At 33.6% G+C, this 20,759-nt stretch carries 24 protein-coding genes; 8 read left to right on the top strand and 16 right to left on the bottom strand.

Annotated features, from left to right (window positions below; genetic code table 11):
* The first annotated feature begins 62 nt into the window (after positions 1-62).
* A complete protein-coding gene (locus tag ASG22_RS11790; protein WP_055984556.1) occupies positions 63-1,700 on the top strand; it encodes a serine hydrolase domain-containing protein in 1,638 nt (545 codons plus the stop codon).
* 75 nt (positions 1,701-1,775) lie between these two features.
* Here ASG22_RS11790 and rimM read toward each other — a convergent pair whose 3' ends face one another.
* The 5 genes from rimM to ASG22_RS11765 all read right to left on the bottom strand — a co-directional run bounded on the left by rimM (position 1,776) and on the right by ASG22_RS11765 (position 4,995).
* Positions 1,776-2,318 carry a ribosome maturation factor RimM gene (rimM, locus tag ASG22_RS11785; RefSeq protein ID WP_055984552.1) on the bottom strand — a complete coding sequence of 181 codons (543 nt, stop codon included), beginning with the start codon at positions 2,316-2,318 and terminating at the stop codon, positions 1,776-1,778.
* Between the two features lie 155 nt (positions 2,319-2,473).
* On the bottom strand, positions 2,474-3,037 hold the full coding sequence (locus ASG22_RS11780; protein ID WP_055984549.1) for a 30S ribosomal protein S16: 564 nt from the start codon (positions 3,035-3,037) through the stop codon (positions 2,474-2,476).
* A gap of 159 nt (positions 3,038-3,196) precedes the next feature.
* Positions 3,197-3,706 carry a nitroreductase gene (locus ASG22_RS11775; protein ID WP_055984546.1) on the bottom strand — a complete coding sequence of 170 codons (510 nt, stop codon included), beginning with the start codon at positions 3,704-3,706 and terminating at the stop codon, positions 3,197-3,199.
* Positions 3,707-3,933: 227 nt separating this feature from the next.
* Positions 3,934-4,383, bottom strand: a complete 450-nt coding sequence (locus ASG22_RS11770; RefSeq protein WP_055984544.1) for a hypothetical protein — start codon at positions 4,381-4,383, stop codon at positions 3,934-3,936.
* Positions 4,384-4,461: 78 nt separating this feature from the next.
* Positions 4,462-4,995 carry an SRPBCC family protein gene (locus ASG22_RS11765; protein ID WP_238586909.1) on the bottom strand — a complete coding sequence of 178 codons (534 nt, stop codon included), beginning with the start codon at positions 4,993-4,995 and terminating at the stop codon, positions 4,462-4,464.
* Positions 4,996-5,207: 212 nt separating this feature from the next.
* Here ASG22_RS11765 and ASG22_RS11760 point away from each other — a divergent pair, with 212 nt between their 5' ends.
* The 4 genes from ASG22_RS11760 to ASG22_RS11745 all read left to right on the top strand — a co-directional run bounded on the left by ASG22_RS11760 (position 5,208) and on the right by ASG22_RS11745 (position 9,256).
* Positions 5,208-7,226, top strand: coding sequence for a M3 family metallopeptidase (locus tag ASG22_RS11760; RefSeq protein WP_055984542.1), 2,019 nt, complete (start codon positions 5,208-5,210; stop codon positions 7,224-7,226).
* 61 nt (positions 7,227-7,287) lie between these two features.
* The gene (locus tag ASG22_RS11755; protein ID WP_055984539.1) at positions 7,288-7,857 is read left to right on the top strand and encodes a hypothetical protein; all 570 of its coding nucleotides are present in this window, start codon (positions 7,288-7,290) and stop codon (positions 7,855-7,857) included.
* Between the two features lie 109 nt (positions 7,858-7,966).
* Positions 7,967-8,350, top strand: a complete 384-nt coding sequence (locus ASG22_RS11750; RefSeq protein WP_055984531.1) for a hypothetical protein — start codon at positions 7,967-7,969, stop codon at positions 8,348-8,350.
* A 132-nt stretch (positions 8,351-8,482) separates the two neighbouring features.
* Positions 8,483-9,256 carry a hypothetical protein gene (locus ASG22_RS11745; RefSeq protein ID WP_055984528.1) on the top strand — a complete coding sequence of 258 codons (774 nt, stop codon included), beginning with the start codon at positions 8,483-8,485 and terminating at the stop codon, positions 9,254-9,256.
* Positions 9,257-9,325: 69 nt separating this feature from the next.
* Here the strand turns inward: ASG22_RS11745 and ASG22_RS11740 are convergent, their stop codons facing one another.
* The 10 genes from ASG22_RS11740 to panD form a co-directional block, all read right to left on the bottom strand.
* Positions 9,326-9,586, bottom strand: coding sequence for a hypothetical protein (locus tag ASG22_RS11740; RefSeq protein WP_055984527.1), 261 nt, complete (start codon positions 9,584-9,586; stop codon positions 9,326-9,328).
* Positions 9,587-9,897: 311 nt separating this feature from the next.
* Positions 9,898-11,409: a helix-hairpin-helix domain-containing protein gene (locus ASG22_RS11735; protein WP_055984523.1), complete on the bottom strand. Its 1,512-nt coding sequence runs from the start codon at positions 11,407-11,409 to the stop codon at positions 9,898-9,900.
* A gap of 2 nt (positions 11,410-11,411) precedes the next feature.
* Positions 11,412-12,806 carry a PP2C family serine/threonine-protein phosphatase gene (locus tag ASG22_RS11730; RefSeq protein WP_238586908.1) on the bottom strand — a complete coding sequence of 465 codons (1,395 nt, stop codon included), beginning with the start codon at positions 12,804-12,806 and terminating at the stop codon, positions 11,412-11,414.
* Positions 12,806-13,849, bottom strand: a complete 1,044-nt coding sequence (locus ASG22_RS11725) for a TerY-C metal binding domain-containing protein (RefSeq protein WP_055984518.1) — start codon at positions 13,847-13,849, stop codon at positions 12,806-12,808. The genes ASG22_RS11730 and ASG22_RS11725 overlap by 1 nt, the downstream gene beginning before the upstream one ends.
* A gap of 24 nt (positions 13,850-13,873) precedes the next feature.
* Positions 13,874-14,512 carry a vWA domain-containing protein gene (locus ASG22_RS11720; RefSeq protein ID WP_055984515.1) on the bottom strand — a complete coding sequence of 213 codons (639 nt, stop codon included), beginning with the start codon at positions 14,510-14,512 and terminating at the stop codon, positions 13,874-13,876.
* Positions 14,512-15,150: a vWA domain-containing protein gene (locus ASG22_RS11715; RefSeq protein ID WP_055984512.1), complete on the bottom strand. Its 639-nt coding sequence runs from the start codon at positions 15,148-15,150 to the stop codon at positions 14,512-14,514. The genes ASG22_RS11720 and ASG22_RS11715 overlap by 1 nt, the downstream gene beginning before the upstream one ends.
* The gene (locus ASG22_RS11710) at positions 15,150-15,821 is read right to left on the bottom strand and encodes a TerD family protein (RefSeq protein WP_055984509.1); all 672 of its coding nucleotides are present in this window, start codon (positions 15,819-15,821) and stop codon (positions 15,150-15,152) included. The genes ASG22_RS11715 and ASG22_RS11710 overlap by 1 nt, the downstream gene beginning before the upstream one ends.
* 24 nt (positions 15,822-15,845) lie before the next feature.
* Positions 15,846-16,421, bottom strand: coding sequence for a TerD family protein (locus ASG22_RS11705; protein ID WP_055984506.1), 576 nt, complete (start codon positions 16,419-16,421; stop codon positions 15,846-15,848).
* Between the two features lie 176 nt (positions 16,422-16,597).
* A complete protein-coding gene (locus ASG22_RS11700) occupies positions 16,598-17,659 on the bottom strand; it encodes a lysylphosphatidylglycerol synthase transmembrane domain-containing protein (RefSeq protein WP_055984503.1) in 1,062 nt (353 codons plus the stop codon).
* A gap of 4 nt (positions 17,660-17,663) precedes the next feature.
* Positions 17,664-18,014 carry an aspartate 1-decarboxylase gene (panD, locus tag ASG22_RS11695; protein WP_055984500.1) on the bottom strand — a complete coding sequence of 117 codons (351 nt, stop codon included), beginning with the start codon at positions 18,012-18,014 and terminating at the stop codon, positions 17,664-17,666.
* Between the two features lie 398 nt (positions 18,015-18,412).
* Between panD and ASG22_RS11690 the strand changes: the two genes are divergently transcribed.
* Positions 18,413-18,727 carry an HU family DNA-binding protein gene (locus ASG22_RS11690; protein WP_055984498.1) on the top strand — a complete coding sequence of 105 codons (315 nt, stop codon included), beginning with the start codon at positions 18,413-18,415 and terminating at the stop codon, positions 18,725-18,727.
* A 76-nt stretch (positions 18,728-18,803) separates the two neighbouring features.
* Here ASG22_RS11690 and pdxH read toward each other — a convergent pair whose 3' ends face one another.
* The gene (gene pdxH, locus ASG22_RS11685) at positions 18,804-19,445 is read right to left on the bottom strand and encodes a pyridoxamine 5'-phosphate oxidase (protein ID WP_055984495.1); all 642 of its coding nucleotides are present in this window, start codon (positions 19,443-19,445) and stop codon (positions 18,804-18,806) included.
* A 23-nt stretch (positions 19,446-19,468) separates the two neighbouring features.
* On the opposite strand from pdxH, the gene ASG22_RS11680 reads away from it, so the two are divergent.
* Positions 19,469-20,014, top strand: coding sequence for a YqgE/AlgH family protein (locus tag ASG22_RS11680; protein ID WP_055984492.1), 546 nt, complete (start codon positions 19,469-19,471; stop codon positions 20,012-20,014).
* Between the two features lie 98 nt (positions 20,015-20,112).
* Positions 20,113-20,694 carry an N-acetylmuramoyl-L-alanine amidase gene (locus ASG22_RS11675; protein WP_055984489.1) on the top strand — a complete coding sequence of 194 codons (582 nt, stop codon included), beginning with the start codon at positions 20,113-20,115 and terminating at the stop codon, positions 20,692-20,694.
* Positions 20,695-20,759: the final 65 nt, after the last annotated feature.

Genomic DNA, 20,759 nt, shown 5'->3' with positions numbered 1-20,759 from the left:
ACGTTAATTCCATTCTATTTTTTAAGTAAAACGATGCCTACTTTTGTGAGATAAAATGTACAATGAAACCAATCCTTTTATTCATTCTGGTGATAATTTCCGGGTTTTCTTCAGGTCAAAATATTGTTGAGCCTGAAAAAATAGAAAATTCTGTTCAGAAAAATCATGTAAACAAAATTGTCTTTTTAGATAAAGTTATTCCTTTGGAGAGTCTTAAAGAATCAGACTTTCAAAAAACGGCGACTTTTCAGGAAGATAAAGATTTAGACATCCGTATTTTTCTTGATAATTCTTTAATTAACTATTTGCACCAGCTTTATCCTTCTTTGTCTGTAGATGAATTGCTTAAAAAAGGAAATTATCAATTCAATTTTATTGTGGACGGTAAATTAATCTATACCGAGAATCTCAATTCTGGAGCGGGAACAAACGAAAGTAAAAAACTGAAAACCAACTTCAGAATTCCTCTTATCAGCACAAAGAATGAAGATTCTTGGGGAAAATATCTATGGATGCGCTTTTACCTTACTAACGGCGGAATTGATGCATTAGAAACAGGAAATCATACATTTAAAATCGAAATTAAACCATATCTGAAAACATCAACCTTAAAAGTTGGAAATATCATTGCGCAAGGTGAAATTCAATTAATCGTTCCTAAAAAAAACATTTCCCCAGAACAGATTGCTATTCAAAAAATACAACCCAACAGCGGCTGGAAAGTTTCTGATGAAAAATTTGATCAAGAAAAAATTAAAGCTTTAAACCGAAAAATTGCAGAAAACAGATTCCGTGACATTACAGGAATTGTCGTTATAAAAAATGAAAAACTCTTACTTGAGGAATATTTTAATGGTTATAAAAGAGACAGCTTAAACGATACTCGCTCTGTTGGGAAGTCTTTTTCTTCAGCATTAATGGGAATGGCGATAAAAGATGGTTATATTAAAAGTGAAAATCTTAGCCTGAAAGAATTTTACCATTTAAACCAATTCAGCAATTATTCTTCTAAAAAAGATAGTGTTACAATTAAAAGTTTACTGACCATGAGCTCCGGTTTTGATGGAAATGATCAGGATGAAGAATCTCCCGGAAACGAAGAAAATATGTATCCAACAGATAATTGGGTAAAATTTGTCCTTGATTTGCCAATGAGTGAAAACAAAATCGGCAAAACATGGAATTATTTCACAGCAGGAGTTGTTTTAACAGGTGATATTTTAGATCAATCTGTTCCAAAAGGTCTTGAAAACTATGCTGATAAAAAACTATTTCAACCGTTAGGAATTACTAATTATAAATGGCAGTTTACCCCTCAACAAAAACCATCTCTGGCAGGCGGATTGAGAATGAAAGCGCTGGATTTCGCAAAGTTCGGACAGCTTTATAAAAATAATGGAACCTGGAACGGAAAAAATGTTTTAGATAAAAACTGGATTAAGAAATCTTTCACCAATTATTTTGCTGATAATAAAGATTTTGAAGGGTATGGTTATCTATTTTGGAGAAAAGTATACAAAGTTGGAAACCGAAATTTTGAATCGTATCAATCCAGCGGAAATGGTGGAAACAAAATTATTGTATTTACAGAAATTCCTCTTGTAATCGTTGTTACCGCAAAAGCATATAACAAACCTTATGCACATTCTCAGGTTGATAAAATGGTACAGGATTATCTATTACCCGCAGTTTATGAATAATAAATAATTGGTAATTAACTGTGAATAAAGTTAATGTTAAATAGCGAATTAATCTTATTTGCAAAAGAATATTTTTTATTCGTCTTTCTTAGAAGGAACTAAAAAAACATCGATAAGACCTTCAGGAAGTTGCATTTTGATGAATCTTTCATCTCTGTCTACTTCAAGAATCCAGTCTTTAATCATAGGAATTACAACCTCTTTTCCATCAAGATTTGTAACGAAATATACCTGAGCTGTCTGATCATTTACAGATCTGATTACTCCACAGTCATTTTCATTTTCATCGAAAATGTTATATCCAATGATCTCGTGGTAGTAGAATTGTTTTCCTGAAAGTTTTGGAAGAGAAGCCAATGGCAGGTAAACATCTTTTCCTAAAGATTGGTCTACTAAAGCTTCTGAGGAATTTTTAAAGGCAATATTCAGAGCATCCAGTTTACTCCACGAAGATTTCTCAATGAAAAAAGGCACCAATAAGCCATTGATTTCTACAAAAATAGAATCCAGATTTTTGTAAAGCTCAGGTTGGTCTGTATCTAATTTAAGAATAACATTTCCCGCAAGACCATGTCTTCGAGTGATTTTTCCCAGTAAATAGCAATCTTCTTTTTTCATAATATCAAAATTAATAAAAATCTCCCTAATTAATTTCTTCTATCCCTCAAGGAAGAAAATCAATCAGTTTCCCTTAGGGTTGAAGAACCTAATTGATTTTTTAAAAACAACAAAGACACGAAAAAATCGTGCCTTTGTTTTGTATTTTTTTAAGACTAAGCCTGAGTTTCTTCAGTACCTTCTGCTTCAGCAGTTGGTTCTTCTGTAGCTTCAGTAACTTCTTCAGCAGGTGCATTTGCAGCTTCTTCAGCAGCTTTAGCATCAGCAATTACTTGTGCAGCAGCAGCAACTCTAGCTTCATTTACTTTAGTTTCAGCATCGAAAGCAGCTTTCTTAGCGTCAGCTTTAGCAGTAGCCAAACCTTCTGTTTTACCTTGTACTTTAGAATCTTTAGCTTCTACCCAAGCAGCAAATCTTTTTTCAGCTTCAGCCTCATCAAAAGCTCCTTTAGCAACACCACCTTGTAAGTGTTTTTTGTAAAGTGCACCTTTATAAGAAAGAATAGCTCTTGCAGTATCAGTTGGTTGAGCACCGTTGTTTAACCACTTTACAGCAGAATCAACGTTCAAATCAATCGTTGCAGGGTTAGTAATTGGGTTGTAAGTTCCTAGTTTTTCGATGAATCTACCATCTCTTCTTGATCTAGAATCTGCAACCACGATATGGAAGAAAGGTCTCCCTTTAGATCCGTGTCTTTGTAATCTGATTTTTACTGACATAATGTTGTGAATTTTATGGGAACTCGTCCCAGTTAAATATTTAAGAGTGCAAAGATATATAAAATTTCTAATGTAACAATCTAAAAGTGCAACAATTTGGCAATAATTAAAATCAATCCTACAACAACATCATATTTAATATCAAATTAAATATATTCATCAGATTTTACCCATATAAAATAATCCTAAACATTTTTGGTTTTCTTCAATGGTTAAAGATTCTTTTAAATGATCAACAATCTTCGGAGAACTCCAATAACAGCCGATTTCGTTGGCTGTGCAAGTCAAATACATATTCTGAACTGCCATGGAAACTGCAGCAATTTCCTCCCATTCAGGAACCATTCCGCTGAAATTAACAATGATGGAAACCACGGCATCCGCTTTATTGATTTTAAAACCAATGTCATTGTATTTCTTTTCTAAAAAAATCTGCGGAGATTGAGTAGACTTATAAATTTCCTGCATTTCAGAAGCTAATTTAGCCTTTTCTTCACCTTTAAATATTTTGAAACGCCAAGGTTTTGTCCGTTTGTGATTGGGAGCAAATGTTGCCGAATTTAAAATTTCATCAAGAATCTCCTGAGAAATTTCTGCGTCTGTATAATCTTTTGGAAAGATACTTTTTCTTTGCTCTATGATTTCTTTTAAAACGTCTGCTTTATTCATAAAGACAAAATTACGACTTGCAACTTAATCTGTTAAATTATTCTAAGTAAATTTTCGTGATTTTAGATTCTATCTTAATTTACTTTTAAATTTTGCCTATTACTCTGAGAAGGAAGAGTCTCAACAATAAAGACTATTTTATTTAATTAACTACCCCGTCAAAAATTCTTTGAATTTTCGCCACTCCTTCATGGAAGGGGAATTTTTGGAAAGCTTTATCTAATATCTCACAAAACCTCAATAATTTTCTGATGAATTTTATTCAACGTAAACTCGTCACCGGGTTTCATTCCCATCATTTTCCTTGCCATCGGGCTTTCAGAAGAAATAGCGTAAAACCGGTCGCCTTCGAAGAAAAACTCTCCCAAAGAAACCGAAATATAAAAACGTGCTTTATTGGTAATGACCAACGATCCCAACTGAACTCTTTCGGTGGAACTGTTGAGAACTTTTGCCATATTACTTTTTAGATCATTTAATGCTCCAAGCTGACGCTGCATCTGATAAATTTCTTCCTGCATTTCTTCTCGTATACTGTCATATTTCGGAGTTTTTTTTACGTCGCGACTTGCTTCTAAAGTAAATTCGATGAAATTTTTCAGCTTTTCAATCTTTTCTGCAATCACGTTTTTCACATAATTTCTTATGTTATTTTTCTCAAATACAATCTTCTCCATGAATCTATTCTTTACTATAAAGATAATATTTTTTGAATATAAATAAAAAAGCCCTGTAAAATTTACAAGGCTATTATTTTATTTTTCCAAAAGTTTTTTCAGATTATCCAATCCTTCACCGTAAGATTTTCCCATTTGGTGATCCATCATCGGTCGCATTATTTTTATCATGGGATCTTGTTCGGTATCCATAGTCCAGGTCACTTTTGTAGCATTACCTTCGGTGGTTAATATAATATCAGAAGTTGCTTGACCGTCAAAAGGTTTTATAAAAGTCATTTCTGTTTTCTGCTTTTCATTGGCAACCAATCCTTTGATTTCCTGGCACCCCGCTCCCGCATCGTCATTTTTGCTGTCCCAGCAATATTTATCTCCCACTTCACCGGAATTTCCTGAGTAAATAATTTTCATTGTCGGATCTAATTTCATCCAGGGATTCCATTCATTGAAAGCTTTCATTGAACTTACTTTCTGCCAGACTTTCTCTTTCGGAGCATTAATGACAATAGATTTTTCATAATGATAATTCTTTCCGAAAGCCAGCATAGCAATAATAACGTACACAACAATTACAAGAATAATGATTCCAAGAATTTTTAAGATTGTTTTCATAGTTTAAATATTTAGCATTTAATTTTTTAACATGATTAAGCTGAAAATCTGTTGTCAAAATTAGCCATTCGTACCTCAACTCCACTTTTCCTATGACAAGATTATTAAAGATAATCCATTTTGTCACATCTTTTTACTGAGGCATTATTTTTGCGCCGTCACCTCTTGAATCACTATGATTTCTTACATTTACCACAATTAAAAAACAAAAAATGAATATTTTAACAGAACAATTTAATACACCATATCATTCCGCACCGTTCACTTCTATTAAAAATGAAGATTATCTTCCGGCTTTTCAGGAATTAATTCAAAAATCAGAAAAAGAAATCGATGCAATCATCAATAGTCCCGAAGAACCAACTTTTGCCAATGTAATCGAAGCTTTGGCGTATTCAGGTGAACAGCTTGATAAGGTTTCCAATATATTTTTCAACTTAAATTCTGCTGAAACGAGTGACGAATTACAACAAATCGCTCAGGAAGTTTCACCGATTTTAACGGAATATTCTTCAAAAATTTCTCAAAACGAAGCTCTTTTCAATAAAATCAAAAAAGTTTACGACGAAAAAGACAAATATAATCTGAATGAAGAACAGCAAATGCTTTTGAATGAAACGTACAAAGGTTTTGTAAGAAGCGGTGCTTTACTCAATGAAGAAGACAAAGAAAAACTAAAGAAAATCAGTATGGATTTGTCTTTAAAATCTCTTCAGTTCGGGCAGAATGTGTTGGCTTCAACCAATAATTATTTTAAACACATCACCAATCAAGAAGATTTGGCAGGAATTCCGGACGCTATTTTGGAACAGTATGCTGAAGAAGCAAAAGAAAGAAATCTGGAAGGCTGGGTGGTGACTTTGCAGTATCCAAGCTATATTCCATTCATGACTTACGCTGAAAACCGTGAACTAAGAAAAGAAATTGCGCTGGCAAACGGAAAAAAATCTTTCGACGGTGGTGAATTTGATAATCAAAATCTGATTAAAGAATTACTGAATTTAAAACAACAAAAAGCAGAATTATTAGGCTACAGCAATTACGCAGATTATGTGTTGGAAGAAAGAATGGCAAAGTCTCCAACGAAAGTGTTGGACTTTTTGAATGAACTGTTGACCAAAGCAAAACCTTACGCCGAAAAAGAAATCGAAGAATTGAAAACTTTAGCAAAAGCTGATGGAATTGAAGAAATACAAGCATATGATCACGCTTTTTATGCGGAAAAACTTCGTAAAGCAAAATATGATCTTAATGATGAGGAATTAAAACCTTATTTTCCATTAGAACAAGTTCAGGAAGCTGTTTTTGGATTATCAAAACAACTTTTCGGATTGACTTTTGAGGAAAGAAATGACATTCCGAAATATCACGAAGACGTAAAAGTTTATGAAGTAAAAGAAAACGGTGAATATAAATCTTTATTATATGTAGATTATTTCCCGAGAAAAGGCAAAAGAGCCGGAGCTTGGATGACAAGTTATAAAAGTCAGTATCAAAAAGATGGTGAAAATTCCCGTCCGCACATTTCAATTGTTTGTAATTTCAGCAAACCGACAAAAGATGCGCCGAGTTTACTGACGTTCCAGGAAGTGACAACTTTGTTCCATGAATTTGGTCATGCGCTACACGGAATGTTAGCTAACACGCAATATCCTACTCTTTCAGGAACGTCTGTAAAATGGGATTTTGTGGAATTACCTTCTCAGTTTTTGGAAAATTTCTGCTACGAACCGGAATTCTTAAAAACTTTCGCCAAACATTACAAAACAGGTGAAATTTTACCAGACGAAAAAATCGAGAAAATTGCTCAGTCTAAAAACTTTATGGAAGGGTATCAGACGATGAGACAGATTGGTTTCGGACTATTGGATATGAATTACCACTCCAAGGTTGGAGAATTGGAAGGTTTTAGTGTAAAAGAGTTTGAAGATAATTATACAAAAGCAACTCAGTTGTATCCTGCCAACCCAGAAACAGCGATGAGTCCGAGTTTCTCGCATATTTTTCAGGGCGGATATTCTGCGGGATATTATTCTTACAAATGGGCAGAAGTTTTGGATGCCGATGCGTTCCAATATTTCAAGGAAAACGGAATTTTCAATCCTGAAATTGCCGCAAAATATAAAGTTGTTCTTTCTTCCGGCGGAACAAAAGACCCAATGGAATTATACAAGAACTTTAGAGGAAGCGAACCGAAAGTGGAGAGTTTGCTGAAGAGGGCATTTGGATAAAATATAAGAAGGCTTGATAATAATTTTCAAGCCTTTTTATATTAAAATAATTTTAGAACAAATGACAAGACAAATTCCAGATAGACTAATTTTTGAAAATAAAGAATATCATCTTAATAATTATATTTTGGATGATTACTTTCGTGAGTTTCCAAAAAAAAGACCAAATTTTGAAATTAGTTTTACCGCTTTATGGAGAGGTTATATTGCTATATTTGAAATCAAGGATAAAAAACTTTTAATTAAAGAAATTAATTGCTTGACTGATATTAATTTTAACATGAAATCATTCAAAGAAGAAATATTTCCAGAAAATAAATTTGAATGGTATTCTGGTTTAATTAGAATTGACGATTTTAGAGGAGAATTTGATAGAGAACCCGAAAACGGAATCTTTGAATACTTACAAATAGAAAATGGTAATTTTATTCAGAAAAGAATTTTCGATTACAATGAATTACAAAAATTTAAAAAAGAACAATACGAATATTTTTTACTATCAGACGAAGTGGAAATAATCTATGATTTTTGGAGAAGAAATAATGAAAATGGAATTCTGAATAAAGAATATGTGGATAAAATAATTTTTGAAAATATTATGAGTTATACACGAAAAGTATATGTTGACTAAAGCATAATGATTGTAATTCCGTTTTGGTAACGATAAAATTCCGAAATGGTTATTTGAAAAACACATATAAAAGAAAAATTAATGATCGACAATTCCGTAATTTTGCATCATGAAAACGATAACAGCAAGATTAGAAAACGTAAAAAAACTCCAGGCTAAAAGATGGGAAAACGAAGACCATTGGGATACGATAAATGACCTTTTAATTAAAGAATTGGATGAGATTTTACTGATTGAACCCAAAAATACTGCAGCATTAATTAACATCGGAGCAATATATTCTGATATGGGTGAAAATGAAAGAGCAATCTATTATTTAAAGCAAGCAATGGAATTGGGTTCCGAAGATAAAAATCTTTACATCAATCTGGCTATTGTCATGGTTTACATGGAAATGCACCAGGAAGAATACCATGAATATCTTGAAACTGCAGAAGATAAACTGGAAGATCCTTTGACTTTTAAGGCGTACTTTGATCCTCAGTCCCATTAAAAGATTAAATAAGCTTGATTTCATCACTAACATAGATTTCCATAAAACAATGATATAAAATTCACAAAATCATGAAAATTTTTCGCTACCTTAGAGCTTGAAAGCTTCAAAAACAAGGCATTACATAATATTATGGCGGAAGAACTTTATTTTATTAAAACGAATCCTATTGTTGCAAAAATCAATTTGTACAACAAACTTTGCCGTGAAGAAGAAACTGTTATGAATTTCCTGAATGATGATAAGAAAACCAGCCTTGAAATCATTAAAAACAAAGTAAAAGATTCTATAAATATGCTTTCTCAGGATGAATTTTTTAATATTGTAAAATGGATAACCGACCCGTGTAAAGAAGATTATAATGAAGTAGAAACGCAACTTTTCATTAATGGAATGGATCTTTTTTACGAAATTCCTTCAAAAACACCTGTAAGAAGTTTTCACAGTATTCTTAGTGATTATGAATGTCTTATTGAGAAAGATTTCAGTATCTTGATGAGTTCTGATGATTTCAATAATTTTTTGATTTTTGGAATATTTTCCAGCGGTCTTCTTTCTACTTTTCTGGATCAGTATTATTACGAAAGTCCGGATACCAACGATGATCTTTTGCTTTTGACAAAAATATTAAAACCTGCTCATGAAAGACTTTTCGAGCTCGCACAAACTGAATTTGATTCTACTCTTCAAACTCTTGAAGAAGATATAATCGGTTTAAAAAAAGTTGTAGCATTCAATCGGGAAAATCTTCACGAATCTTCTGCTACTTATCCGTCAGAATTTAAGCCTTTTTTACAAAATGAAAAGGAAATTTTAAGCAAAGCGTTTAGTTATAATTATTTCATGGAATTATATGAGCATACTAAATTTTATAAAGGAAGTATTATCAGGCTGCACAGTTATTAAATCTTAATATTCATCTATAAAAAAATCTCCCATTTTCATGAGAGATTTATATGTGGGAACAAATTATTCTTATATGTTCACAAGCTCATCAGTAATATTATGCTGAAATTCTACAATAGGAATGATCATAACTTTAAAGTTTGCATCTTTTGTATATCTTTTACAGCTCTCATTAATAAAAGATGATGGTGACTTTTTAAAATCTTCAATGTATTTTTTAGATTCCTCTGCATTAGCCGGAATAATTAAACAGTGGTAAAGTGCATTAGTAAAATCACTGGAGTCTTTGATAAATTGTCGCTTCCGTTTTACCGCTTCGCTGAATGTCATATATATTAGTTTTTGCAAAATTAACTAATTATTAGATAATATCTTACGTTAGATAAACTTTTCCAGCACCAATTCACCGATTGTTGAGTTTTAAAAAATAACTATTTTATGTAGTGAATAAAAATAAATTTAAACACATATATTAATAATAAATCAATCATATAAAATAAAAAATAAATTTTATTCAGAAGAAAAAGATATATTTTTTTGATATAAATATGAAAATATGTTGTATTTACATTTTTTTAACACTTATAACGAATATTTTACTTATTGATGGACATAAAAAAAGTATGCTTTTCGGCATACCCTTATTTATTGGCAATAGTTACATAAATCAACCTTCCTCCTTCTTCGTTGGAAAGTAAGATTTTTTTACCTTCCGTAAGTTCAACCATAGAATTTGGCGGAATTTCTTTTCCTTCGGTGACATCTTTCATACTCGTCAGACTTTGGTTGACTAAAACCCATCTTCCCTGATGGAATGTGAAATATCCAACAGGCTTTTTATCTTCAGCGGTAAGATTTTCATTTCTGATCACTTTTTTAGACACATTCCATTTGAACAAATACTGATTATGGTACACCATCAATCTATGATTTTCCGGTTTCCAGACGTCTTCTTTAAATTTGAAATATAAGTCAAGAACTGGTAATGTTCCTTTATGAGGAGTTCCGCAGAATGGACACTTTGGTTTATTGCTGTTATCAAAAACATACCATTTTTCTGAGCAGTTTGGATTTTGACAAGGCTGTATTAAATCCACAGTTTTTAGTAAAGCCGTTTCCCATTCATTGGCAATCGGACGCTTAATAGGATCATGAAGTCCGTCAATAAATGCTTTTCTGAAAAGTTCTGACAAATAAGGTCCGGTAACTGTGTATGGAATTTTTTTAGGATCTCCCCAAAAGGTGTTCCATTTTTTGAGATGATCGGCTTTTACATAATTGGTCGTATCTGTGGGATGTTCAATAAAAATTGATTTTTCCCCCATCGAAAGCAGTTCATCTTTTTCCGAATCCAAATCCCATATTTTTCCACCTCTTAACGGATGTCTGCGGAGTAGATACATATAAATTAACGATGCTAAAGCGTGCAAATCCGTCTTTTGATTGGGTAATTGTCGCTGAGGATCCTGAATATTTAAATGTTTTGTTCTTAATACTTCCGGAGCGATAAAATCTGCCGTTCCTATTACCTCCGGCGGAAATAATTTTGGAACAACCAATCCGTCGATATCAATGATACAGGCAGATTTTGTCACAGGATCTACCAAAATATTATTATAAGACAAATCTGAGTGCGCTAATCCCATTTGATGAAGTTTCTTAACTCCGCGGCTGATGTTTACCGCAATCTGGAAATAGCTCAGCCAGTCTCCCAATTCAGAGCTGTCGAGCCTCAAAGGATAGTTTTTATCCCTGAACATCGGCGCTGTAAACCATTTCCCTACTTTATCTTCACCTTTAATGGTATCAGAACCGATATATCCTTTAGTGAAAAAAAACTTTTTATTGTAAATTGGAACAATAATTCCTGTCAATTTATCTTTATGAACGATATCGTAAGGCCATCTGAAAATTTCGTTGATAAAATAATCAGCGGCATTTCCGTTTTTTATATTCGTTAAATAGGTAGAAACGATTCTTTTGATTCGTTCTTCCTGTTCTACAGCAAGTGGTTTTCGGTAAAAAGCGACTACATAATCTCTGTTCGGAGAAAAGTAAACATCTTTTACACCGCCTTGTTTCGGATCTTTGTTTACATATTCATAGGTTTTGGACGGATCCAGAGCGGAAGAAACTCTTATTATATTACTCATAATTAATAGATTATAGCCAACGTTCTGTCGTCATGGTTTCCTTTGCTCCAGAAATCTATCCAGGTCATCAGCTGATCATCAATATTTTCGTCGTTTTGGAAGTCAATTTTTGCTTTATCTTCATTATTTCCGTTAAGGTCGTCGATAAATGTTTTCCAGCTTTCAAGATCTTCCAGCTTATTTTCAGTAACAAATTTTGGGTCGTAAATACCGTCTGTCATCAGCACAAGATTAGAAAAATCTTCAATACAGGTAATTCCGAAACGGGAAGTGATATTAGGATCATTGAAAATCTCTTTCATTGTGATAAAGCGAGTACCACCGCCGAATTCACCAACATCCATCGTATTCAGCAATTTTACATCAGAAAAATCTTTGTTGATCAGATTAATTGGGCAGTCACCCACGCCGAAAGTCAAAACAACATATCCGAAATCGAATTTTTTAGTTAAAGCAAAAATTAAGGTTGCATGAAGATCTCTTAATGCTAAAGAATTTTTCGCTGCTTCTTCATTTAAAATTGTGTAGGTATTCAAAACACCTTTGTATAAAAGCTTGATGATATTTTGTCGGACTTCAACTTTAGGATCTGACGCCGGAATTTCAGTGTTTTGAACTTCTTCCGTAGAATAAATGGTCTTAATGTGTTTTTCGATATCATTAATAATTTCTTCGCTGTTAAAAAAATTATTGATCGATTCTACGGCAAGTTGAGAACCGTACCTTGCCATTTTTGCAGATCCGGCACCGTCTGAAACAGAAACAACACTCCAGTTCTGCGGAAGATCATTCACCGCAAAATCATCATCCCTGAAAGTTCCTTCGTGTGCATGGGAACGACCTCTTTTAGATGCTACAACAATCTTTCTATCAAGAAAATTCCCTTTGAATTTGCGTTCCTCCGGTTTATAGAAAATGGCATTATCAGGGCTTGGAATATTTTTCCAGAGATCTTTAGGATCGGCGTTTACAAAAAGCTGTACGGTTTTAATATCAATATTATTTTCATCATTTACATGAAAAAATTCAATATCAAGATCGTAGGTACTGCTGATTTTTGGTGTCCCAGAGATCGTATTATTTTCAAAAGTAAGATCGGCAGAATCAAGATTTCTGATATTTTTAATTCTGATATTCGGAAATTTCTCCATGTCGAAGCTGAATTCATAAAACTGCTTGGCATTGGCATTCTTAATCATAAAATGCGCCTCCTTGAATTCTTCTTTTTCTTTATAGATCATTGCTTCTTCCATAATGTTTCTTTTTGCATCTGTAATAGAATGCAGATTTTTGATAACGCTGGCATTGTTGATGAGTTTAGACACCACTTTGTCGGTAAGCTTGCCTTCCTGCATATTGTTGTCTTTCAGAATCTGTTTGATGTCGTTTTCCATCATTATCCTAATGTTCTGTTAATATCGAATCCTTCACTTGAAAAGCCGTAGTTTGCTGTTGTTCCGCACCACGGGCAGGTACTCACACCTTCCCCGCTAAGACAGTGAATTCCGCCGCATGAACATGTTGCCAAAGCAATCGGATTCGGGCAATGTGGGCAAGACGGACTTCCCTGCAACTCTTCAACTGAGATTTTAAGATTGTTTTTCTGTGATGAAGACAATCTGAAATAAGCACTTTCATCAATTTTATAAGCACCGTCTAATCGGTAATATCTTGTAGACATTCCTTCAATTCCGGAATTGGTCAATGCTTTTTTGAATTTCATTAAATATAATTTCTTTGTATCAGAACATTTTCCGTTCAGTACAACGAAATTATTATCGGGAAATCTCTGTTGGGCTTCAGGATCAACTTTTTCAAGAATAATTGAATCAATTTTAGAAAGATTGATTCCTTCTTTATTGGCTTCACTTACACTCTGGCTCGTTGTTTTAATAGAATCTGTCACCCACTTGAAAAATTCTTTATACGATCTTTCATCCGAATTATTGAACAACAAAACATTATCCGATAAAGCTCCCAACAATTTATGATTAGTATTGTCGCCTATGGAGATGGCAACTGTATTTTTTTTACCGTTATAATTGCTGTTCCATCGGTCGATTGCAGCCGTGGCATCATCCGTTGGAACACCGTCAGTAAAGAGGAAAACAATAGGTTTCCAATCGCCTTTTCTTTCGTAAGTGGTTTTAACAATATCTTTATCAATGCAATCCATTACCTTAAACAGGCCTTTGGAAAGAGATGTTCCGCTCCCGATTGGGATTTTTGGAGGATAAAAGCTGATAATGTCCTGTAAAGGCGTGATCACTTCCGCTTCTCCGGCAAAACCAACAATAGAAATCCAGACGGTTTCTAAAGAATACGGATCTTTTTTTAATTCTTTGATAATGGTAGCGATACCTTCCTGCACCTGCTCGATAGGTTCACCAACCATAGATTCGGAAATATCGACTAAAAAATAAATGGGTAATCTTCTCATAATTTAGTTTTCAAAAAAGGGTTATCAGATAATAATGTTAAGCTCTGAAGGCGGCGGTGGCAATGTGATATTCTCTCCCGTTCCCTGAGTTTTTCCTCCCATCGTAATAGAAGAACTTACCCATTTGAAGAACGATGAAAGGGTAACCGCATCTGTGGTATCAAGTTTCACAACATGATCTGTCAATTCTCTCAATGTCTGTTCATCCGCTTTTGGTCCAGCTGCACAACCTACAATCACACCGAATTCAAGCCCTTTAATAACAGGAACCATTTCTTTATACTTCTGAATATCCGAAGGTTTACCATCCGTAAAAATAAATAATAATGGTCTCCAGTCTCCTTTTCTGTCTAAAGAACCTTTTACAAGCTCTTTTTTAACAAGATCCGCAACCATTTCCAAAGCTGCACCCGTGTGCGTAGGCCCGCTGTCTGGGCAGGTAATCTCCATCGGCTGAAAACTTGCGAGATCAATTAATGGGATAATATTTTTAACCTCTCTATCATACGTGATTACGCTCATACTTAAGGTATCCATCGCCTGTGGATCTGCACGAAGCATACTGATAAGCCCATTAAAACCATTATTCAAGGCCTGAATGGGCTCACCGTTCATAGATCCCGAAGTATCGAGCAGAAAATAGGCTAATAATCTTCTTGTCATTATGAAACAAATGTTAATTCTGAAGGTGGCGGCGGCAATTGGTCTAATCCAAACACCTCTTTTCCAGACTCTTCCAATTTTGTAGATGTTGTAGAAATAGAAGCTGTTACCCATTTGAAAAACTGAGCAATACTCTCAGAATCTGCATTCTGAAGACTTACCACTTCATTGGTAATTTGTTTTAAAATAGATGTATCTGCGCTTCCACCCACGGCACAGCCAATTGTAAAACCTTTGTAAACGGATTTCAATTTATTCCATCCTGACTGCCAGTCGTCTGTAGGAACTCCGTCTGTCATAATAAATGTCATTGGTTTCCAGTCTCCTTTCTGTTCCAAGGTTGTTTTTGAAACTTCTGTCTGAACTTTATCCGCCAATAATGATAATGCTGCCCCAAAAGAAGTAACTCCCGAAGCTTTAATATCTACCATCTGAAAACTCGCCAAATCGGTAAGCGGAATAATCTGCTTTGCATCGGTATCAAAAGTAATAATACTGATATAAGCAGTTTCCAATGCCTGTGGCATTTGTCTTAATGAATGAAGCATCATCTGTACTCCGTTTTTAACAGCTTCAATCGGTTCACCGGTCATAGAACCGGAAGTATCTAATAATAAATAAACAGGTAGTCTTCTCATTAGGAATTATATACGTAGTTTTTTAAAATATCAATAAAATTGTCGGTGTGGTGAGGCTCTCCAAGAGCACGGAATTTCCAGTCACCGTTGTGTCGGTAAGCTTCTGCAAAAGTCATTGAACACATTCCATTCATCGATGAATCTCCGGAAAGACTGTATTTCGTAATTTCTTTTCCTTTAGCATCTACTGCTCTGATAAATGCATTATCGATCATCCCGAAATGCTGATTATTCTTTTTCCCAAGATAAATAGAAACTACGAAAATAATTTTTTGGTATTGCTGATCTAATTGATCTAATTTTACAATAATCTGCTCATCGTCGCCATCTCCTGCACCAGTTCTGTTATCTCCCGTCAGCCAGATATTTCCGCTTGGGTGCTGCATCGAGTTGAAATAAATAATATCTCCCTGCTGAAGTGCCAATTGTCTTCCATCATTGGTCATAGTCGTTCTTCCTAAGTTTGCCACTTTACCGTTAGAATCCAAAAGAAAAGCAATTGCATCCAGATCGTATTCTGCTTCTTTGCTGAACAGTTTACCAAAAAAACCGCCTTGCTTTCTAACGTCCCATCCTAAACCGATAGTAACTTTTGAAAGATCATAAACACTTTCGCCACGGTCATTTTTCCTTAAATCGATCGTCTGACCTTTTTGTAAATTAATTGCCATTATTAGTTTTTATGTGATTAAAATTTATTTAATAATTTGTCCGTTATAATATTTTTCAAGGAAGAAACCAAGATCTGCTTTGTAACCGATTCCTGAAGCTTCAAACTTCCAGTTGCCGTTTCTTTTGTATAATCTTCCGAATTCTACTCCTGTTTCTACAGAGAAATCTTCATCCAATTCATATTTTGCAATTTCCTCATTCGAATTGTTGTCTACAACTCTGATGTAAGAATTTCTTACCTGTCCGAAATTTTGTTTTCTTCTTTCGAAATCTTCAATCGTTACCACAAAAAGAATTTCTTCAACTCTTGCATCTACTTTTTCAAGATCTATAACGATTGCCTCATCATCGTCTCCGTCGCTGCTTTTCCCGTCCGGGTCGTCTCCTGTGTGTGTTAAAGCACCATCCGGAGAATTCAAATTATTATAAAAAACAAAATATTCATCTCCTACCAATTTTCTGTTTGCATCGATCATAATTGCCGAAGCATCCAAATCGAAATCGTGACCAGTTCCTTCATTTGGATCCCAGCCTAATCCGATGGTCATTTTGGTAAGTCCTAAATCAATTTTCTGTCCTTTCTGTAAATTAATTGCCATGATGTATAAAGTTATTATTTTTCTGCTTCAAGATAGATTTCATTTATGAATTGACCAAATTTATTTATAATAATAAATCTTAAATTACGGTAATCCGTAAAACTTTAACATAATTTCAAAGAACAAAAAAGGTCCGATTTTACAACCGAACCTTCCTATTATATATGCAATAAATTTTATGCTATTTTATTCCTCGCTTTTGCAAGCATCGGAATTGAAATTAGTCCCATTACCAACATAATGACAATTTGTAATGGTAATGATATAAAGGAATATGTTAATCCAATTTCTCCACCTAATTCGCCACTTTTACCCATTGAAATAAATAAAGCCATAAAACCGAATTTCATTGCCAGATTAAAAGCTCCGATCCCACCGCTTGCAGGTACAATCATTCCGAAAGTTCCTACGACAAGAATGAAAAATCCGTCATCAAAAGTAAAATTGGAGGTTTCCGGTAAAGCAAAACATACTAAAAATGCAGCAAAATAATAAGAAACCCAAATTCCTATAGTATACAGAATGAATTTTCCTTTTTGTTTTAGTTTGAAAATAGAAGTTAAGCCTTGGAGAATTCCTTTTCCAAAATTAATTAATTTTTCTTTCTTGAATCTATAAAAAATAATTAATCCAATTAAAAAAACTACTAAAACTGTAATTTTTAAATAGAAATAAAACGCGTCAAAATCGTTTACTCCTATTTTAATCATTAATCTTTCAAAAAAATTAGGAACAAATTTATCTTTTTCTTCTTTTTTATCAATTACGAAATGATAAAATGACAAAATAGTATTAAACTTAAAAATCAAAGTCAATCCTAAAAAGCAAACCATGCAAACCAGATCAACTACTCTTTCCAGAATAATGGTACCGAATGATTTATCTACAGGAACTTTCTCCACACCATACAAAGCAGTCGCTCTCGCCACTTCACCACTTCTGGGAATAGTAAGGTTCATTAAATATCCGAAAGAGATCGACCAAAGTGAATTGGAATTTGAAATACGGTGTCCCATAGGCTCCAGCATCAGATTCCAGCGGATTGCTCTGAACCAATAAGCAGCAATACCAAAACAGCCTGCAAAAAGCACCCACCAATAATTCGCTTTCGCCAAAGACTTTTGTATCACTTTGAAATCAAGACCTTTTAATGCAAACCATAAAAAAAAGCCTGCAAAAGCAAGCGATATTACTATTGTGAGTATTGATTTTAAAGGATTTTTTGTATTTTTCTCCATCAAATTATGTCAAAAGATTCGTTTTTTCATCCGGAAAAACAATTTTTGGCTGGAAAGTCTGAGCTTCCTCGGGAGTCATCTGTGCATACGCAATGATGATGATGATATCATCTCTCTGTACTTTTCTGGCAGCAGGACCATTCAGACAAACCTCACCCGATTTTCTCTTTCCTTTGATGACATAGGTATCGAAACGCTCTCCATTGTTTACATTCACGATATACACTCTTTCACCAACAACCAATCCGGCTGCTTCGATAAGATCTTCATCTATTGTAATACTTCCAATATAATTAAGGTCTGAAGCCGTAACTCTTACCCTGTGAATCTTAGACTTAAAAACTTCTATTAACATGGTGCAAATTTATTAATAAAAATTAATAAAATCTACATTTAGAATAATTTTAAAACTTACAGATATACAGTTATTTAATTTTATTAAACGTAATTTTTTTGAATATTACTTATTGAATTTATAAACATATCCATAAAAATATCAATACTTGATACCAAATTTAGGATTTAATAAATGTAAAAAATAATATTACAATTTAGCTAAAGTCAATACACATAAGCATTTGGCATGATATTAGCAGCTCGTAACGTAGATTTTTCGTAAAAAGTGGAATTATCATATTTTAACCATTTTAGTTAAAAATCAAAAAAATTATATATATATTTATAAAATAATTGCACAATTACAAAATATTATTATATTTGCTATAATTACGAACTAACTTAATATTAAAAATTATGAACAAGTCTGAATTAATCGACGCAATCGCAAAAGACGCCGGTATCACAAAAGTTGCTGCCAAAGCTGCCTTAGAATCTTTCATTTCAAATGTAACAACTACTTTAAAGAAAAAAGACGGAAAAGTTTCTTTAGTAGGTTTCGGTACGTTTTCAGTAGCTGAAAGAGCTGCAAGACAGGGTATCAATCCTGCGACTAAAAAGCCGATCAATATTGAAGCTAAAACAGTAGCTAAATTCAAAGCTGGAGCAGATCTTTCTACAGCTGTTGCTGAAGCTAACGTTCCTGCTGCACCTGCAAAGAAGAAAAAATAATCTCCGAGATTAGGTAAAAATCAAGGCTGTTTCATAAGAAGCAGCCTTTTATTTTTTAATAAGATTTATAGTTACGTTATGGAGCCAATCTTGAAATTTTCCAATCCAGATCATCTAACGTGTAAATAATTCTGTCATGAAGACGGTTTGGTCTTCCCTGCCAAAACTCAATTTCATAAGGTTTTGCGATATATCCACCCCAATTTGCAGGTCGTGGAACTTCAGAGTTTTCATATTGTTTTTCAAGATCCTTTAGCTTCTCTTCTAAAAATTCTCTGTTTGGGATAATTTCACTTTGCGGAGAAACCGCTGCCCCCAACTGACTTCCTTTGGGTCTTGAATGAAAATATCCGTCGCTTAGGTTTTCTGCTATTTTTTCTAAATCTGCTTTAATGATAATCTGCCTTTCTAGGTTTGGCCAAAAGAAATGAAGACAGGCTTTATGAGTGTTTTCTATCGCTTTACCTTTTCGGCTGTCGTAATTCGTATAAAAAATAAAACCTTCAAATGTGTAAGATTTAAGCAAAACCATTCTCGTACGAGGGCAACCGTCATTTTCCAACGTGGAAACTGCCATTGCATTTGCTTCGTAAATATCCGGATTTTCGCTTGCTTCAAAAAACCAATCACGAAATTGCTCAATAGGATTTTGTTTTATCTCACTTTCAATAAGTTGAGATTTATCGTACACTTTTCTCTTATCATGCAGGTTTTCCATAAATATTTTTATTAAATTTGAGTATGAACTCATACAAAGGTAAAATATTAATTTCCACACCCGACATCACCGGCGATATTTTTTCGCGATCGGTAGTCTTGATTATTGAACATAATGAGCAGGGTGCATTTGGATTGATATTGAATAAAAAAAACGGTAAGATGAGTAACAGATTCAAGAATTTCTTTGATTTCAAAATTGAAGTTTATGACGGAGGACCTGTGGAAAACGATAAGGTTTTGTTTATCGTAAAAGGCAAAAAAGTTACAGAAGTTTATACCGAAATTTCTGATGAATTTTATTTAACTGAAGACGTTGAAAATATTATCAGTTCTGTTTTAAACAATGAATTAAGCATTGAGGATGTAAAAATTTTCTCAGGATACTCCGGATGGTCGCCTTTACAATTAGACGATGAGGTTCAGAAAAAACTGTGGACTGTTGTAGATGTTTATAATCTTGACTATACGCTTCCCAATGACCAAACCCTTTGGAAATCTATCATGCAGAATCTTGGCGGAGAATATCTTCTCTGGGCAAATTCTCCGGAAGACATTTCTTTAAACTAAAGATTAAACAGCATTAATAAATTAACATACTTTATAAATTCCTTAACTGTTATTAAGGGAATAATTTGCGTTATTTGTTAAACCAAAAATTCACTTCTATGAGAGGAACAAAACTATTTACTTTAGCACTCTTTTCAGCAGCATTTTTATCCTTTACTCCTGCAAATAAAAAATTAATTGTCATAGATGCCGGTCATGGCGGAAATGATATGGGAGCCAATCGTAATGGTATTTACGAAAAAGACGTTGTTTTGAATATTGGAAAAGAAATTCAAAAACTCAATAATGCACAGGATAAATACGAAGTGATTCTAACGAGAGATAATGATACTTACAGCCAATTGGCAGAAAGAACTGCCCTTATCAATAAGCTGAATCCTGAGATCGTGATTTCTCTTCACATGAACAGCAGCCCCCACGCAGAATCTCCGGAAGAAGGATCAGAAATTTACACACAAAATACAGAAGATTCGAAAAAACTGGCTGACAAAATTTCTAAAAAATTCAATGTTCAGAAAATTGAAGAAAAAAATCTTCATATTTTAAGAGAATCTAAAGTGCCAACTGTTTTGATGGAACTTGGATTTATCAATAATACCAAAGCCAGAGAATATATGACCAGCGAAAAAGGTCAAAAAGAAATTGCTCAAAAATTCGTAGAAATTTTCAACGAATACTAAATAAAAAATACAAATTCTGATTTTTCAGAATAAAACCCGGTAAAGGACATTTATAACTTTTGTTG

Origin of the sequence: Chryseobacterium sp. Leaf405 (assembly GCF_001425355.1) — a bacterium.
Taxonomy (GTDB): domain Bacteria; phylum Bacteroidota; class Bacteroidia; order Flavobacteriales; family Weeksellaceae; genus Chryseobacterium.
Note: the sequence above shows the minus strand (reverse complement) of the source record. Positions and strands in the feature narration are given on the sequence as shown.